A 16,319-nucleotide genomic window follows, 5' to 3' on the forward strand; every position below is an offset into this window, starting at 1 on the left:
AAAAAGCCCGATCATCACAAAAGCCCGCTCACCACAAGTATCACCCAGGCTCAGTGGCCGAAGTGGTGCACCTCAGAGCGCAGGGTAGTCGATGTAACCCTCGGCACCTGGCGCATAGAAGGTGTCTTTGTCGGGCACATTCAAGGCGGCACCGCTGCGAAAACGCGCTGGCAGGTCCGGGTTGGCCAGGAACGCATTACCAAAAACCGCCGCATCGGCATTGCCTTCGGCGATCAAGCTGTCGGCGCTGTCCCGAGTCAGCCCGCTGCCCACCAAATAGCGGCCATCGAACAACGGGCGCAACGCCGCGTGGTAGTCAAAGCTCGCCCCGAACAGCGCCACATGCAGGTAGGCCAGCTTCAGCCCGCGCAGTTGCGTGACCAGGTAGGTGTAGGTTTCCTGCGGATCAGCATCGCTGATGTCGTTGAAGTTCATCTCCGGGGAAATCTTGATGCCCACGCGATCACTGCCCACTTCATCGGCCATCGCGGCGAGGACTTCCAGTACGAAGCGGCTGCGGTTTTCCAACGAACCGCCGTACTGATCGTCGCGTTGGTTGCTGCCGCTGGAGAGAAACTGTTCGGGCAGGTAACCGGAGGCAGCGTGCAACTCCACACCGTCAAAGCCCGCCTCGATTGCCCGGCGTGCGGCCTGGCGGTAGCTGTCGACCACGCCACCGATCTGCGCCACGCTCAATGCTTGGGGCGTGACGAAATCCTGCAGGCCGGTCGCGGTCCAGGTCTGGCCCGCCGGTTTGATCGCCGAGGGGGCCAGCGGCAGCCCACCGTCAGCCAACAACGAGGGGTGAGATATCCGTCCGCAATGCATCAGTTGCATGAAGATGTGCCCACCTTGGGCATGTACGGCGTCGGTGACGGATTTCCAGGCGGCCACCTGTGCGGCGGTTTCGATGCCGGGGGTGCGCGCATACCCTTTGCCCGATGCGTCGGGGAACACCCCTTCGGAGATGATCAAACCGGCCGTGGCGCGCTGCGCATAGTAGGTGGTCACCAGGTCGGAAGGCACGCCGGCGTCGTCGGCGCGCGAGCGGGTCATCGGCGCCATGACCAGGCGATTGGCGAGGGTGTAGCGACCGAGCGAAAGGGGAGAGAAAAGAGCATTCATGGCGGTGTTCCTCATCAGTGATGGGGTTATGATTGATCAATCCGATTTCGGGATAAATAGCTCAAACGCGAAATGACTAATCCACTGATGGGATAATGTTGTGGAATTTCTCAACGATATGGCGCTGTTTGTCGAGGTGGTGAAGGCCCGTAGTTTCAGCCGAGCGGCCGAGACCCTGGGCATGCCGAACTCGACGCTGTCCCGGCGCATCAGCGAGCTGGAAAAAGGCATCGGCCTGCGGCTGTTGCACCGCACCACGCGCAAGATCGAGCCCACCGAGGCGGGCCAGCTGTACTTTGAACGCTGCAAGCGCATCGTTGACGAGGCCCGCCTGGCCCATGAGCAACTCGGCGAAATGCTCGCCCAGCCCAACGGCGTGCTGCGCGCCTCGTTGCCGGTGGATTTCGCGATGGTCTACCTGGCGCCGTTGATTGCCGAATTTTCCCGGCTGTATCCGGGCATCACCTTTGAACTCGATTTAACGCCGCGCCAGGTCGACCTGATCAGTGATCCGGTGGACGTGGTCATTCGCATGGGCGAGCCCGCCAGTTCCAATCTGATCGCACGTAAACTCGCGAACATGCGGCGAGCGCTGTACGCGTCAGCCAACTACCTGGAACGCGCTGGCCTGCCTGCGCAGCCCGCAGACCTGGCGCATCACGAATGTTTGCGCATGCGCGGTTCAAGGGCGCATCAATGGATGTTGGTATCGGGGGCGGATACGGTGGAAGTCGATGTGAGCGGGCGGTTTGAGCTTAACAGCGTGGGCATGCTCCGGCGGCTGGCCGCGTTGGACCTGGGCATTGCGCTGCTGCCTGAGGGCATTGCCGAGCAGGATGTGGCCAGCGGCACTCTGTGCAGGGTGTTGCCCGACTGGCATGGCACATCCGTGCCTGTCTACGCGCTCACCGAAACCCGCCTGCTGCCGGCGAAGACTCAACGGTTTATCGAGTTTTTGCGCGACAGGCTGGAGGATGCGTGACAGGCCCGGTACCCTCGGTGATTCTCGCTGCGGCACCGTTGCCGAGATTCCCGAGGTACTGGCCTTCGTCCTGGCGGCTCGCGCCGAGCTGTTCCCCAATCTCAGCGCCTCCGGCATGCCCGCTGACCTGGCGCGCTGCCATCGGCTACTTGCCCTATGACGGCCGCTTTTCCCAGCTTAATTACCAGGGCCGCAAGACCGTGGAAGTGGTGTACCTGCATACCCACCCGTTCCTGCCGGGGGCGATTGATTTTTGGGGGCGCCAGGGGTTTGAGATTGTGGATGTCGAGGACGATCCGGCGTGGTGCACGACGCCTATGCAGCGGTATTTATAGGGCTGTGGTCACTGGGTTTGCTGTGGTGTGGTGAGCGGGGCAAGCCCGCTCACCACAAAGCACTCACCTGCCCCAATGAACTCACCTGCTCCAAAGCACTCACATGCCCCAAAGAACGCACATGCCACAAAGGGCTCATCAGCCACAACAACCCTAGTGACTCAGTTGAAGCGCAACCGCAATATCTGCGCCCCATCAAACGGGTCCGTCAGGTAATGCCCCTGCACCCCAAATGTGTCCTGCAAGCGCTGCGGCGTCAGCACCTGCAGCGGTGTGCCCAATGACACCAAACGCCCGCGATCCAGCACGGCCAGGCGATCACAGGTCAGCGCCTGGTTAAGATCATGCAGCGCAATCAACGTCGTCACCGGCAAGCCCTGCACACCCTTCAGGATCGCCAGTTGATGCTGGATATCCAAGTGGTTGGTCGGCTCATCCAGCAACAGGATCTGCGGCCGTTGCGCCAGGGCGCGGGCGATGTGCACGCGTTGGCGTTCGCCGCCGGAGAGGCTGCGCCAGGCGCGTTGGCTCAGGTGCGTGGCGTCCACATCGTGCAGGGCCTGGACGACGATGGCGTCGTCCTCGCTGGACCACGGGCTCAGCGCCGACAGCCACGGCGTGCGGCCCAGTGCCACGGCGTCGAACACGCGGATGGCGTCGTCGGTGTCGGCCTGTTGCTCCACCACGGCCAGCTGCTGCGCAATGGCGCGGCGCGAAAGGTCGCCCAGCCGCTCGCCGCCAAGTCGCACCTCGCCCGACGCCGGTGTGCGCAAGCCCGCCAGCAGTTTGAGCAAGGTGGATTTACCGGAGCCGTTCGGGCCGACAATCCCCAAGGTCTCGCCCAGCTGCACCTCCAGGTGAATGTCGCGCAGCAACTCCGCGTCGCGCACCTTGAAGCCCAGGCCGCTGCAACTGAGTACGCTCATCGCGCATTCCTCCGGCCGATCAGGATCAACGCAAACACCGGCGCGCCGACCAAGGCCGTGACCACGCCCACCGGTATCACCTGGCCTTTGATCAAGGTGCGCGACAGCACATCCGCTGCAATCAAAAACAGCGCGCCGCCCAAGGCGCTGGCCGGCAGCAAACGCGAGTGCCCAGTGCCGAGCAGCAGGCGCACTGCATGGGGGATCACCAGGCCGACAAAACCGATGGAGCCGACAATCGACACCATCACCGCCGTCACCAGTGCGGCGCAGCCCACCAGCACAAATTGCACGCGGCGTACCGGAATACCAAGGGACGCCGCCGAGTCGCTGCCAAAGGTGAACGCATCCAGCGCACGCCGATGCCACAGGCACACCGCCAAGCCGGCCACCGCCACCGGCACCGCCAGCCACACCGACGGCCAGCGCACACCGCTGAGGTTGCCCAGCAGCCAGAACATGATGCCGCGGGCCTGCTCGGAACTGGCCGACTTGGTGATCAGGAACGCAGTGAGCGCGTTGAACAGCTGCGAGCCGGCAATCCCCGCAAGGATGATCTGGCCGGTGCCGCTCATGGCGCCGCTGGCCCGTGCCAGCAGAATCACCAGGGCAAACGCCGCCATGGCGCCGACAAACGCCCCCGCCGACAGCGATATCAACCCGCCGCCCACGCCCATCAGCGCCACCAGCACGGCGCCGGTCGAGGCGCCGGCGCTGATGCCCAGCAAGTAAGGATCAGCCAGGGGGTTGCGCAGCAACGACTGCAAGATCACCCCGCAGGTGGCCAGCCCCGCGCCGCACGCGGCGGCGACCAGGGCGCGGGTCAGGCGGTAGTTCCACACCACGCCTTCGTCGATGGGGTCGAGCAGGTAGCCGGCGTTCCACAGTTTGTTGGCGAGCACTTGCAGCACCACGTGCGGCTCGATGGCGGTTTCGCCGATGGCCACGCCGGCGAGTACGGCGATCAACAGCAGCGTCAGGGCGAGCAGGGTGCGGATCACGCTGTTATTCATTTGTGCAGGTCGTAGCCGTCGATGGCGCCAGCCAGTTGTTCAAGGCCATCGAACATGCGGATGCTGGCCTGCAACGCCAGGGCGTCGAGGATGATGATGCGGTTGTTTTTCACGGCGTCCATGTTGCGCGTGACCGGGTCGCTGCGCAGGAAGGCGAGTTTCTTTTCATGGTCATCGGCAGGGTAGCGGCGGCGGTCCATGCGGGCGATCACCAGGAAGGTCGGGTTGGCCTTGGCGATGGTTTCCCAGCCGACGGCGGGCCACTCTTCATCGGATTGCACCACGTTGTGCAGGCCGAGGGTTTCCAGCATGAATTCGGGGATGCCCTTGTGCCCGGCCACATACGGGTCGCTGGCCATCTCGGAACTGGAGAACCACACCAGCGCGCTGGCGTGCTTGAGGCCCTTGCTCTGCACGGTGGCGACGGACTTGGCCAGGCGCGCCTTGAGGTCGTCGTTCAACTGCTGGCCACGATCCTGTACGTCGAAAATCTCGGCCAGCTGGCTGATGCTTTTGTAGATGGTCTCGATGCGGAACGGCTCCAGCCGCGTGCCGTCGGCGCCCACCAGGTTGTCCTTGCCTTCGCAGTCGGAGGGCAGCAGATAGGTGGGGATCTTCAGTTCATGGAATTGCTCGCGGGTGCCCACCACACCTTGTGGGCCGACCACCCATTCCAGCTCGGCAGCCACCAGTTGCGGGCGCTTGGCGATCACGGCTTCGAAGCTCGGCTCGTTGTTGGCCAGGCGTTCGATCTTGTCGTTCTGCGCCTGGTACTGGGGCAACACACTGTTGAACCACAGCGAGGTGCCGACCACTTTATCGCCGACGCCCAACGCATACAGCATTTCGGTGGCGGCCTGGCCGATGGTCACGCTGCGCGCCGGGGCTTGCGGGAAGGTCACGGCGCTGCCGCAGTTTTCGACCGTCAACGGGTAGTGCGTGGGCGCCGCGTGGGCCAGGGCACAGAAACCCAGGCCGGTGATCAGGGCAGTAACGCGTGGCAGCATGGGGCGATCTCCGGTGAACCGTAGGTGAAGCAGGGGCAGTACGGCTCGGAAATACGCCCTCGAACGCTGCCGGTCGGGCAGGCAAGGATGTCCTTCCCGGACACCCCGCCGGTTAGTGATTGTGCTGGGCCGGCAGGTCTCCTGACTGATGCGTCGTCGCCACGCTCCGGCCTTCCCGGACGAGGTCCAGTGGCGTTAAGGAGCAGGCTCGGCACCTACAGTTGCGGGGGCAGTTTCGATTGGCGCCGCGGGCGGCGTTTCGAATTCCCTATTAGTCCCGTGGGGGAACCGGCGGCGGTATGGTAGTTGATTCAGCCTCGCAGAGGGAGGCTGAAGTTCAGTGGCTCACAGACGAATGTCTTGAGGACCCTGGATCAGCGCTTCAATTCGCGTGCCGGTGGCGCGCTCTTCGTTGCTGAACCCGTCGTAGTCGGCCAGGTTGCCGAAGCGGATGCCGGTCAATCGCTCGATCTGGATCACGCTGCGCTGGTAGGTCCGCAGTTGGCCGAATACCAGCTCAAGCTGACCCAGTTCGCGGCTTTGGTCGATCATGTAGGCACTGGCCGACGGCTTGCCGTCGTCGCTGAGGTAGGCGACCACTTTCCAGAACGCCTTGGGGATTTTGACGCCCCGGTACACGCGGTCATCGTCGCCGAACACCGGCCCGGTAAACACCGTGGCCCGCGCTTTCCAGCGTTGCGTGTTGTCGAGAATGTAGTCTTCAAGCTCCAGCCAGGTCTTCTGGTTAAAGCCGCTCATCTGCGGTGAGCAGTTGGTGAAGTGGAACGTATCGAGGTTGGCGGTTTTTGCCTCGTCGCCCCAATTGGGATCCTGACGCCGCACCAAGTGGCCGCGATCCAGGCCATTGGCGGTGTAGAGGTCTTCACCTATCTGGGCGTCGGTGGGCAGGCGGCCGTCGTAGGCCCAGGTGTCGTTGCTGCGCACGATATCCACGTGTTTCCCGCCGTCGATATTGACGCCCACGTAGAGTGCCAGTCGTCGGGCGCGTGACATCGTGATGGAGAAATGCGTGTAGTCCAGGCGCTTTGGCTGTGCGTCAGGCGCCAGTGACTCCGTCACGGTGGGCCAGGGCACCTCGAAACTACCGAGGAAGTCGTCGGCGTACCCCTGGCGGTTTTTCAGGTCTTTGGCCGGGGTGACACGCGGCGTCGCGGCCCGGGCTTCCAACAGGGTTGGGCTGGCCGCGAGCAGCGGCTTCAGGTCGGCGAGCCGGGGGCGATAGGTCAGGTCGGCGTTGGCTTTACGTGCTGGCATCGGGCGGTCCTCACGGGTGTTGGATCAACATGACTGCAACATAGGTTGATGACAATTGATGTCGAGTCAAGCCATGGCGGCTATCCTGAAAACGGTCGTCCAGACGCTCACCCCTCGCAAAAGGAGCCAGCCAATGTGTGTTCGCCAGCCTCATCGCAATCCGATTTTTTGCCTGATCCCACCGTACATGCTCGACCAGATCGCGCGCCACGGTGATAAAGCCCAGCGCGAGGTCGCGCTGCGTACGCGGGCCAAGGACAGCACGTTCCGTTCGCTGCGCATGGTCGCGGTGCCCGCCAAAGGCCCCGCCCATATGGCCCTGGCCATGGGCGCCGAAAAAAGCCGCTCGATCTACAGTGCCGAAGGCTCCGACAGCCTGCCTGGCAAGCTGATCCGCGCTGAAGGCCAGCCTGCCAGTGGTGATGCCGCAGTGGACGAAGCCTATGATGGGTTGGGCGCCACCTTCGACTTTTTTGACCAGGTGTTCGACCGCAACTCCATCGACGATGCCGGGATGGCGCTGGACGCCACCGTTCATTTTGGCCAGGACTACAACAATGCGTTCTGGAACTCGACGCAGATGGTGTTCGGGGACGGCGATGCGCAGTTGTTCAACCGCTTCACGGTGGCCCTGGACGTGATCGGCCATGAACTGGCCCACGGCGTGACTGAGGATGAGGCCAAGTTGATGTACTTCAATCAATCCGGTGCGTTGAACGAGTCGCTGTCGGACGTGTTCGGCTCACTCATCAAGCAGTACGCGTTGCAGCAAAAGGCTGAGGACGCCGACTGGCTGATCGGCAAAGGGTTGTTCACCAAGAAAATCAAAGGCACGGCCTTGCGCTCGATGAAGGCACCGGGCACCGCGTTTGATGACAAGCTGCTGGGCAAGGACCCGCAGCCGGGGCATATGGACGATTTTGTGCAGACCTATGACGACAATGGCGGCGTGCATATCAACTCCGGTATTCCCAACCATGCGTTCTACCAAGTGGCGACGAAGATCGGCGGGTTTGCCTGGGAGCGGGCAGGGCGCATCTGGTACGACGCCCTGCGCGATGCGCGGTTGCGGCCGAACTCGGGGTTCCTGCGTTTTGCGCGCATCACCTACGACATTGCCGGTCGGCTATACGGGGCCAACAAGGATGAGCAGAAGGCAGTCAAGGCAGGCTGGAAAGCCGTGGGCATCAACGTCTGACAAGCCGCCAGGGCGGTGAGGAACAGCCATGCGAATTTCGATCAAGGAAAACGGCGGCCCGGCATTTTTTCCGGGCTTGGCGAAACCGAACAGCGTGGAGCTGGAGAAGCTGCCCGAGCCGGAACAGCAGGAGTTGCGGCAACTGATCGAGGCTTCAGGCTTCTTCAAGTTGCCGCAAAGCACTGCGCCAGAGCCTGGCAAGCCAGGCCAGGTGCATTACACCCTGACGGTAAGCGAGGGTGAGCGCGAACACACAGTGTGTGTGCTCGCGCCGGTGAAGTCCCAGGCCTGGATGGGTTGGTGCAGTGCGTGCGGCGGCATGTTCGCTGTTGAACCCTAAGGGTAAGGGGCTTACTTGCGATCCAGCCACACCGTCTGCGCGTTGCAGAACTCGCGCACACCAAAGTGCGACAGCTCGCGGCCGAATCCACTTTTCTTCACGCCACCAAACGCCACCCGTGGGTCGGACACGCTGAAGGCGTTGACAAAGATCCCGCCGGTTTCCAGTTGGTTGGCGATGTCCCGCGCCTTCGCCGCGTCGGTGGTGAAGATGCTGGCGGTAAGGCCGAACTCGCTGTCGTTGGCCAGGGCCACGGCGTGGTCGGCGTCGCGGGCGGTGATGATCGAAGCTACCGGGCCGAACAGCTCCTGTTTGAACGAGGTCATCTGGTCGGTGACGTTGGCCAATACGGTCGGCGCGTAGTAGTTGCCATTGCCTGGGACTTTATCGCCGCCCAGCAGCAGGGTCGCGCCTTCTTCCAGGGTGGCCTGGACCTGGCCGTGCAGCTCGTCGCGCAGGTCGAAACGGGCCATTGGGCCGATGTAGGTGGCCGCTGACGTCGGGTCGCCCATGACCAAGGCGCGACTGGCTTCGACGAACTTGGTGGTGAAGGCTTCGACCACGCCTTCTTCGATGATCAGGCGCTTGGCGGCGGCGCAGACCTGGCCGCTGTTCTGGAAGCGGCCGATCAGCGCAGCCTGCACGGCGGCGTCGAGGTCGGCGTCGTTGAGCACGATGAACGGGTCGGAGCCGCCCAGTTCCAGTACGCATTTTTTCAGCGCGGCACCGGCCTGGGAGCCGATGGCGATGCCGGCGCGCACGCTGCCGGTGAGGGTCACGGCGGCGATGCGGGGGTCGGCGATGGCCTTGGACACGCCCTCTGTGGTGACGTTGATCACTTCGAACAGGCCTTCAGCGAAGCCGGCTTTCTGGAAGGCTTGCTGGATCAGGTAGGCGCTGCCCATCACGTTTGGCGCGTGTTTGAGCACGTAGGTGTTGCCGGCCAGCATGGTCGGCACGGCGCCGCGCAGCACTTGCCACACCGGGAAGTTCCACGGCATCACCGCGAGGATCGGGCCCAGCGGGCGGTATTCGATATGGGCGGTGCCGTTGTCGACGAGGGTCGGTTCCGGGGCGAGCATGGCCGGGCCTTGGGGCGGCGTACCATTCGCTCAGTTGTGCGCATTTTTCCACTTCGGCACGGGCCTGGGCGATGGGTTTGCCCATTTCCAGGGTAATCATCTGTGCCATGGCTTCGGCTTGCTCGCGCAGGGCGGCGGCCAGGGCCAGCAGCAACTCGGCGCGCTGGCTGACCGGCTGGCGGCGCCAGGTGCGGAAGGCGCTGGTGGCGCGGTCGAGGGCGGCGTCCAGTTGCGCTGTAGTTTCGTACGGGTAGCTGCCGACGGTTTCGCCGTTGGCGGGGTTGATCGATAAGGCGTGGGTAGTCGCGTTCATGGCACCGTCCTGCGTGTACGTTGGAATGGAGGTCAGCGTACGGGGCTGGTTCTTTTCTGGAAACTGAATAATATTAAGCAATACATTCACGATTGGAGAATGACTTGGATCTGGTGCAGCTGGAAATCTTCAAGGCCGTTGCCGAGCAAGGCAGCATCAGCGCCGCTGCGCAGTTGATTCATCGCGTGCCGTCGAACCTGACCACGCGGATCAAGCAGCTGGAGCAGGATCTGGGCGTGGAGCTGTTTATCCGCGAGAAGAGTCGCCTGCGCCTGTCGCCAGCCGGTTGGAACTTCCTCGGCTATGCGCGGCGCATCCTCGACCTGGTGCAAGAGGCCCGTGCGACCGTGGCGGGGGAGGAGCCCCAGGGCGCGTTTGCCCTTGGCTCGCTGGAGAGCACGGCGGCGGTGCGCATTCCGGCGTTGCTCGCGGCGTATAACCAGAAACACACCAAGGTCGAGCTGGACCTGAGCACCGGCCCATCGGGCACCATGATCGAAGGCGTGCTGTCGGGGCGCCTGACCGCCGCCTTTGTCGACGGGCCGGTGCTGCACTCGACCCTGGAAGGCGTGGCGGTGTTTGAAGAGGAGATGGTAGTGATCGCGCCCCTGCACCACGGGCCGATCACCCGAGGGCAGGACGTGAATGGCGAGAACATCTATACGTTTCGCTCGAATTGCTCGTACCGCCATCACTTCGAACGCTGGTTTTCACAGGATGGCGCGGTGCCAGGCAAGATCTTCGAGATCGAGTCCTACCACGGCATGCTCGCCTGCGTCAGCGCCGGGGCCGGGCTGGCGCTGATGCCGCGCAGCATGATGGAAAGCATGCCGGGGTTTGCGGCGGTGAGTGTGTGGCCGTTGATGGACAGTTTTCGCTTGCTGAATACGTGGTTGATCTGGCGGCGGGGCACGGTGTCACAGAGTTTGAGCAGCTTTGTGAAGCTGCTGGAGGAACGCGGACTGGTTGCCACCTGAAGCCAATGTGGGAGGGGGTAAGCTCCCTCTCACATTTTGATTTTCATCAGCCGCCGAATTGCAGGGTGCCCATCGCCAGTTTGGCCATGATCGCCGTGGCACCCAACTGCACCAGCCACAGGGCCAAGCCACCGAGGAACACACCCAGCGCCACTTGCAGCACCAGGCTTTTCTGGCGTTTGGCTTGCGGTGCTCGCGGGGTGTAGTCGTGCAACTCGTCGCGGTCGGCGCGCAGGTCCAGGTCATCGTTTCGCATAGGGCTCTCACAGCAAAGGGGCGGTCAGGGTTCAGTCTAGGGGCTGGAGACAAAAAAGGGGAAGCCATCGGCTTCCCCTCCTTGTGCAACGGCTACAGGTTTACAGCACCTGGACGATTGCCTGTGTGACCGCACCAATGTTCGACTGGTTCAGCGCCGCCACACAGATACGCCCGGTATCCAGCGCGTAGATGCCAAACTCGCTGCGCAGACGGGTGACCTGCTCAACGGTCAGGCCGGAGTAGGAGAACATCCCACGCTGGCGGCCGACGAAGCTGAAGTCGTGGCCCGGTGCAGCCTTGGCCAGTTCGGCGACCATCTGCTCGCGCATGCCGCGGATGCGCAGGCGCATTTCGGCCAGTTCGGCTTCCCATTGGGCGCGCAGCTCAGGGCTGTTGAGCACAGCGGCCACAATCGCGGCGCCGTGGGTCGGCGGGTTGGAGTAGTTGGTGCGGATCACGCGCTTGACCTGGGACAGGATGCGCGCGCTTTCTTCCTTGGAGTCGCCGACGATGGACAGCGCGCCCACACGTTCGCCGTACAGGGAGAACGATTTGGAGAACGAGCTGGACACAAAGAAGGTCAGGCCCGATTCCGCGAACAGGCGCACCGCCGCGGCGTCTTCGTGGATGCCGTCGCCAAAGCCCTGGTAGGCCATGTCGAGGAACGGCACCAGGTTCTTGGCCTTGACCACGTCCAGCACGTTCTGCCAGTCGGCCGGGCTCAGGTCGACGCCGGTCGGGTTGTGGCAGCATGCGTGCAGCACCACGATGGACTGCGGCGGCAGGGCGTTGAGGTCTTCGAGCAGGCCGGCGCGGTTCACGTCGTGGGTGGCAGCGTCGTAGTAACGGTAGTTCTGCACCGGGAAACCGGCGGTTTCGAACAGGGCGCGGTGGTTTTCCCAGCTTGGGTCGCTGATGGCGACGACGGCGTCGGGCAGCAGTTGCTTGAGGAAGTCAGCGCCGATCTTCAGGGCACCGGTGCCACCCACGGCCTGGACGGTCACGACACGGCCAGCGTCGAGCAGTGGCGAATCGTTACCGAACAGCAGGGTTTGTACGGCCTTGTCGTAGGCGGCAATGCCGTCGATCGGCAAGTAGCCACGGGCGGCGTGTTGCGCCACGCGAATGGCTTCCGCTTCGGCAACGGCACGCAAGAGTGGAATCTTCCCCTCCTCGTTGCAGTAAACGCCTACGCCAAGGTTGACCTTGGTGGTTCGTGTGTCGGCGTTGAATGCTTCGTTGAGGCCCAGGATAGGATCGCGTGGTGCCATTTCGACAGCGGAGAACAGGCTCATTTTGCGGCAGCTCTATGGGGGAAAGGAGGGACGTGTCGCGCTCCAGCCGAATGCACTAGAGCGGTGCACAAACGGGGAGCTAGTATAGAGGCCATCACGGCTGAGGGCGACAACCGAAACGGCTTTTCGGCCAAGTTTTTCGGTTTATTTGCTGACCGTTAGTCTTATTGCAACATTGATCCAGGACGGCAGATAGGACGATTGCCTTGAAACCCGTCACATTCGCCACCACTTCTATGGCTATCATGGTTTTTTCCTACCGCTCGCTCTGAATCTTCGCGGGGGGTGGTCTATTTCGTCCTCGGCGGGTTTACAGTCCGGGGTGACTTCAAGAGGTACGTTATGTCGGATTTCCAACTAGTCACCCGCTTTGAACCCGCGGCGATCAGCCGGAAGCCATTCGCCAGATGGTCGAAGGCATCGAGGCCGGCCTGGCGCACCAGACGTTGCTCGGGGTGACCGGTTCAGGCAAGACGTTCAGCATCGCCAACGTCATCGCGCAGATCAACCGCCCGACGCTGGTGCTGGCGCCCAACAAGACCCTGGCCGCGCAGCTTTACGGCGAGTTCAAGGCGTTCTTCCCGAATAACGCAGTCGAATACTTCGTTTCCTACTACGACTACTACCAGCCCGAAGCCTACGTGCCGTCCTCCGATACCTTTATCGAGAAGGATGCGTCGATCAACGACCACATCGAGCAGATGCGGCTGTCGGCGACCAAGGCGCTGTTGGAGCGCAAGGACGCGATCATCGTCACTACCGTGTCGTGCATCTATGGCCTGGGCAGCCCGGAAGCCTATTTGAAGATGGTGCTGCACGTGGACCGTGGCGACAAACTCGACCAGCGCGAGTTGCTGCGCCGCCTGACAAGCTTGCAGTACACCCGCAACGACATGGACTTTGCCCGCGCTACGTTCCGTGTGCGCGGCGATGTGATCGACATCTACCCGGCTGAATCCGACCTGGAAGCGATCCGTATCGAGTTGTTCGACGATGAAGTCGAGAGCCTGTCGGCTTTCGATCCGTTGACCGGCGAAGTGATCCGCAAGCTGCCGCGCTTCACCTTCTATCCGAAAAGCCACTACGTGACCCCGCGTGAAACCCTGATGGGTGCCATCGAGGGCATCAAGGTGGAGCTGGCCGAGCGTCTGGAGTACCTGCGCGCCAACAACAAGCTGGTGGAAGCCCAGCGCTTGGAGCAGCGCACGCGCTTCGACCTGGAGATGATCCTGGAGCTGGGCTACTGCAACGGCATCGAAAACTACTCGCGCTACCTTTCGGGCCGCGATTCCGGTGCACCGCCGCCGACGCTCTATGACTACCTGCCGGATGACGCGCTGCTGGTGATCGACGAATCCCACGTCAGCGTGCCGCAGGTGGGCGCGATGTATAAGGGCGACCGCTCGCGTAAAGAAACCTTGGTGGAATATGGTTTCCGCCTGCCGTCGGCGCTGGATAACCGGCCGATGCGTTTTGACGAATGGGAAGCCATCAGTCCGCAGACCATCTTTGTCTCGGCCACGCCGGGCAACTACGAGGCCGAGCATGCCGGCCGCGTGATCGAGCAACTGGTGCGCCCGACGGGTCTGGTGGATCCGGAAATCGAAATCCGCCCGGCGCTGACCCAGGTGGATGACCTGCTGTCCGAGATCACTAAGCGCGTCGCGCTGGAAGAGCGGGTACTGGTCACCACGCTGACCAAGCGCATGTCCGAGGACTTGACCGACTACCTGGCCGATCACGGGGTGCGCGTGCGCTACCTGCACTCGGACATCGACACCGTGGAGCGCGTAGAGATCATCCGCGATCTGCGCCTGGGTGTGTTTGACGTGTTGGTGGGGATCAACCTGCTGCGCGAAGGGTTGGACATGCCGGAAGTGTCGCTGGTGGCGATCCTCGATGCCGACAAGGAAGGCTTCCTGCGCTCCGAGCGCTCGCTGATCCAGACCATTGGCCGGGCGGCGCGTAACCTCAATGGCCGGGCGATTCTCTACGCGGACCGCATCACCGGCTCCATGGAGCGGGCGATTGGCGAGACCCAGCGTCGTCGCGACAAGCAGATCGCGTTCAACCTGGAACACGGGATTACACCCAAAGGCGTGTTCAAGGATGTCGCCGACATCATGGAAGGCGCCGTGGTGCCGGGCTCGCGCAGCAAGAAGCGCAAGGGCATGGCCAAGGCCGCCGAGGAAAGCGCCAAGTACGAGAACGAACTGCGCTCGCCGAGTGAGATCACCAAGCGGATCCGCCAGTTGGAAGAGAAGATGTACCAGTTGGCGCGGGATCTGGAGTTCGAGGCGGCGGCGCAGACTCGGGATGAGATTGGCAAGTTGCGTGAGCGGTTGCTGGCTGTCTGATCTGCGGTGGCTGGACTGACCTCTTCGGGGGCAAGCCCCCTCCCACATTTGACGGTGTTCACAAGTCAAAGTGTGGCAGGGGGCTTGCCCCCGATGGTTGCGCCTCGGTTTTCCAGAAATCACCCAGGCTGTTACCATTCGGCCCTTGTTTCAATTTTCAGTTTTTATCGCCCATTCGAGACCCGCCATGACCACCGTCCGCACGCGCATTGCGCCATCGCCTACTGGGGATCCCCACGTCGGCACTGCCTACATCGCCTTGTTCAACTACTGCTTCGCCAAGCAGCACGGCGGTGAATTCATCCTGCGGATCGAAGACACCGACCAACTGCGCTCCACCCGCGAGTCGGAACAGCAGATTTTCGATGCCTTGCGCTGGTTGGGCATTACCTGGGCCGAAGGCCCGGACGTTGGCGGCCCACACGGCCCGTATCGCCAGAGCGAGCGCAGCGACATCTACAAGCAGTACACCCAGCAATTGGTCGACATGGGCCATGCGTTCCCGTGCTTCTGCACCGCCGAAGAACTGGACCAGATGCGCGCCGAACAACAGGCCCGTGGCGAAACCCCGCGCTACGACGGCCGTGCGCTGCTGCTGTCCAAGGAAGAAGTGGCCCAGCGCCTGGCTGCCGGCGAACCGCACGTTATCCGCATGAAAGTGCCGAGCGAAGGCGTGTGCGTGGTGCCGGACATGCTGCGCGGTGACGTCGAGATCCCGTGGGACCGCATGGACATGCAGGTGCTGATGAAGACCGACGGCCTGCCGACGTACTTCCTGGCCAACGTGGTCGACGACCACCTGATGGGCATCACCCACGTACTGCGTGGCGAAGAGTGGCTGCCGTCGGCGCCGAAACTGATCCTGCTCTACGAATACTTCGGCTGGGAACAGCCGCAGCTGTGCTACATGCCGCTGCTGCGTAACCCGGACAAGAGCAAGCTGTCCAAGCGCAAGAACCCGACGTCGGTGACCTTCTACGAGCGCATGGGCTTCATGCCCGAAGCGATGCTCAACTATTTGGGTCGCATGGGCTGGTCGATGCCGGACGAGCGCGAGAAATTCTCGCTGCAGGAAATGGTCGACAACTTCGACCTGTCCCGCGTGTCCCTGGGCGGTCCGATTTTCGATGTCGAGAAGCTGTCTTGGCTCAACGGCCAGTGGTTGCGTGATCTGCCGGTGGAAGAGTTCGCCAGCCGCGTGCAGCAGTGGGCGTTGAACCCTGAGTACATGATGAAGATCGCGCCGCTGGTGCAGGGCAGGGTGGAGACGTTCAGCCAGGTCGCCCCGTTGGCCAGCTTCTTCTTTGCCGGGGGCGTGAACCCGGATGTCAAGTTGTTCGAGTCCAAGAAGCTCTCGGGCGACCAGGTTCGCCAGTTGATGCAGTTGATCCTGTGGAAGCTCGAAAGCCTGCGCCAGTGGGAGAAGGACGCGATCACCGCGACGATCCAGGCGGTGGTGGAGTCCCTGGAGTTGAAGTTGCGTGACGCCATGCCGCTGATGTTTGCTGCGATCACCGGGCAGGCCAGTTCGGTGTCGGTGCTCGATGCGATGGAAATTCTCGGTCCGGACCTCACTCGTTTCCGTCTGCGCCAAGCCCTTGATTTGCTTGGTGGTGTGTCGAAGAAAGAAAACAAAGAGTGGGAAAAGCTGCTGGGCGCTATCGCGTAAGCAGGCCGTTGCAGCGACGAAACCCCGGTTTTCCGGGGTTTCGTCGGTAAGTGATTGTTATCCCGGCAAAAAACTTTGGAAAATGTTGAAAATAAATTTGACACACTTCCAAACCGCCATTAAGATTCGCCCCGTCCTCACCGATGAGGGGCTATAGCTCAGCTGGG

Annotated in this window: 11 protein-coding genes, 4 pseudogenes and 1 riboswitch; of the genes and pseudogenes, 7 read left to right on the forward strand and 8 right to left on the reverse strand. The window is 62.5% G+C overall.

Features of this window, described 5'->3' with window-relative positions:
• Positions 1-72: 72 nt before the first annotated feature.
• Positions 73-1,125 carry an alkene reductase gene (locus tag IQK56_RS16725; protein ID WP_193863567.1) on the reverse strand — a complete coding sequence of 351 codons (1,053 nt, stop codon included), beginning with the start codon at positions 1,123-1,125 and terminating at the stop codon, positions 73-75.
• Between the two features lie 100 nt (positions 1,126-1,225).
• On the opposite strand from IQK56_RS16725, the gene IQK56_RS16730 reads away from it, so the two are divergent.
• Both IQK56_RS16730 and IQK56_RS16735 read left to right on the forward strand, forming a co-directional pair.
• Positions 1,226-2,107, forward strand: a complete 882-nt coding sequence (locus IQK56_RS16730) for a LysR family transcriptional regulator (protein WP_122305966.1) — start codon at positions 1,226-1,228, stop codon at positions 2,105-2,107.
• Positions 2,100-2,442, forward strand: a pseudogene (locus IQK56_RS16735) (hypothetical protein). The gene IQK56_RS16730 and the pseudogene IQK56_RS16735 overlap by 8 nt, the downstream one beginning before the upstream one ends.
• A gap of 161 nt (positions 2,443-2,603) precedes the next feature.
• Here the strand turns inward: IQK56_RS16735 and IQK56_RS16740 are convergent.
• From IQK56_RS16740 to IQK56_RS16755, 4 genes are all read right to left on the reverse strand, one after another.
• Positions 2,604-3,368, reverse strand: a complete 765-nt coding sequence (locus IQK56_RS16740; protein WP_150761507.1) for an ABC transporter ATP-binding protein — start codon at positions 3,366-3,368, stop codon at positions 2,604-2,606.
• Positions 3,365-4,381: a FecCD family ABC transporter permease gene (locus tag IQK56_RS16745; RefSeq protein ID WP_206691869.1), complete on the reverse strand. Its 1,017-nt coding sequence runs from the start codon at positions 4,379-4,381 to the stop codon at positions 3,365-3,367. The genes IQK56_RS16740 and IQK56_RS16745 overlap by 4 nt, the downstream gene beginning before the upstream one ends.
• Positions 4,378-5,388 carry an ABC transporter substrate-binding protein gene (locus IQK56_RS16750; protein ID WP_150761509.1) on the reverse strand — a complete coding sequence of 337 codons (1,011 nt, stop codon included), beginning with the start codon at positions 5,386-5,388 and terminating at the stop codon, positions 4,378-4,380. The genes IQK56_RS16745 and IQK56_RS16750 overlap by 4 nt, the downstream gene beginning before the upstream one ends.
• 114 nt (positions 5,389-5,502) lie before the next feature.
• Positions 5,503-5,696: riboswitch (cobalamin riboswitch) on the reverse strand.
• A gap of 37 nt (positions 5,697-5,733) precedes the next feature.
• Positions 5,734-6,663: a DNA/RNA non-specific endonuclease gene (locus tag IQK56_RS16755; protein ID WP_150677478.1), complete on the reverse strand. Its 930-nt coding sequence runs from the start codon at positions 6,661-6,663 to the stop codon at positions 5,734-5,736.
• Between the two features lie 133 nt (positions 6,664-6,796).
• Between IQK56_RS16755 and IQK56_RS16760 the strand changes: the two genes are divergently transcribed.
• Complete coding sequence (locus tag IQK56_RS16760) at positions 6,797-7,861, forward strand: M4 family metallopeptidase (RefSeq protein WP_193863568.1); 1,065 nt, start codon at positions 6,797-6,799, stop codon at positions 7,859-7,861.
• Between the two features lie 28 nt (positions 7,862-7,889).
• Positions 7,890-8,194 (forward strand): annotated as a pseudogene (locus IQK56_RS16765) (protealysin inhibitor emfourin).
• 18 nt (positions 8,195-8,212) lie between these two features.
• On the opposite strand, the pseudogene IQK56_RS16770 reads toward IQK56_RS16765, so the two are convergent.
• Positions 8,213-9,596 (reverse strand): annotated as a pseudogene (locus tag IQK56_RS16770) (aldehyde dehydrogenase family protein).
• Positions 9,597-9,700: 104 nt separating this feature from the next.
• Here IQK56_RS16770 and ptrR point away from each other — a divergent pair.
• A complete protein-coding gene (gene ptrR / locus IQK56_RS16775; RefSeq protein WP_193863569.1) occupies positions 9,701-10,573 on the forward strand; it encodes a putrescine utilization regulator PtrR in 873 nt (290 codons plus the stop codon).
• Positions 10,574-10,619: 46 nt separating this feature from the next.
• On the opposite strand, the gene IQK56_RS16780 is transcribed toward ptrR, so the two are convergent.
• Together IQK56_RS16780 and IQK56_RS16785 are read right to left on the reverse strand one after the other, a co-directional pair.
• Positions 10,620-10,829, reverse strand: coding sequence for a hypothetical protein (locus IQK56_RS16780; protein WP_017138724.1), 210 nt, complete (start codon positions 10,827-10,829; stop codon positions 10,620-10,622).
• Between the two features lie 100 nt (positions 10,830-10,929).
• Positions 10,930-12,126 carry an amino acid aminotransferase gene (locus IQK56_RS16785; protein WP_122307886.1) on the reverse strand — a complete coding sequence of 399 codons (1,197 nt, stop codon included), beginning with the start codon at positions 12,124-12,126 and terminating at the stop codon, positions 10,930-10,932.
• A 342-nt stretch (positions 12,127-12,468) separates the two neighbouring features.
• On the opposite strand from IQK56_RS16785, the pseudogene uvrB reads away from it, so the two are divergent.
• Positions 12,469-14,483, forward strand: a pseudogene (gene uvrB / locus IQK56_RS16790) (excinuclease ABC subunit UvrB).
• A gap of 187 nt (positions 14,484-14,670) precedes the next feature.
• Positions 14,671-16,152 (forward strand): glutamate--tRNA ligase, encoded by a 1,482-nt coding sequence (gltX, locus tag IQK56_RS16795; RefSeq protein ID WP_193863570.1) that lies wholly within the window; start codon positions 14,671-14,673, stop codon positions 16,150-16,152.
• Positions 16,153-16,319: the final 167 nt, after the last annotated feature.

The sequence above is a fragment of the Pseudomonas cyclaminis genome, from assembly GCF_015163715.1.
Classification (GTDB): Bacteria; Pseudomonadota; Gammaproteobacteria; order Pseudomonadales; family Pseudomonadaceae; genus Aquipseudomonas; species Aquipseudomonas cyclaminis.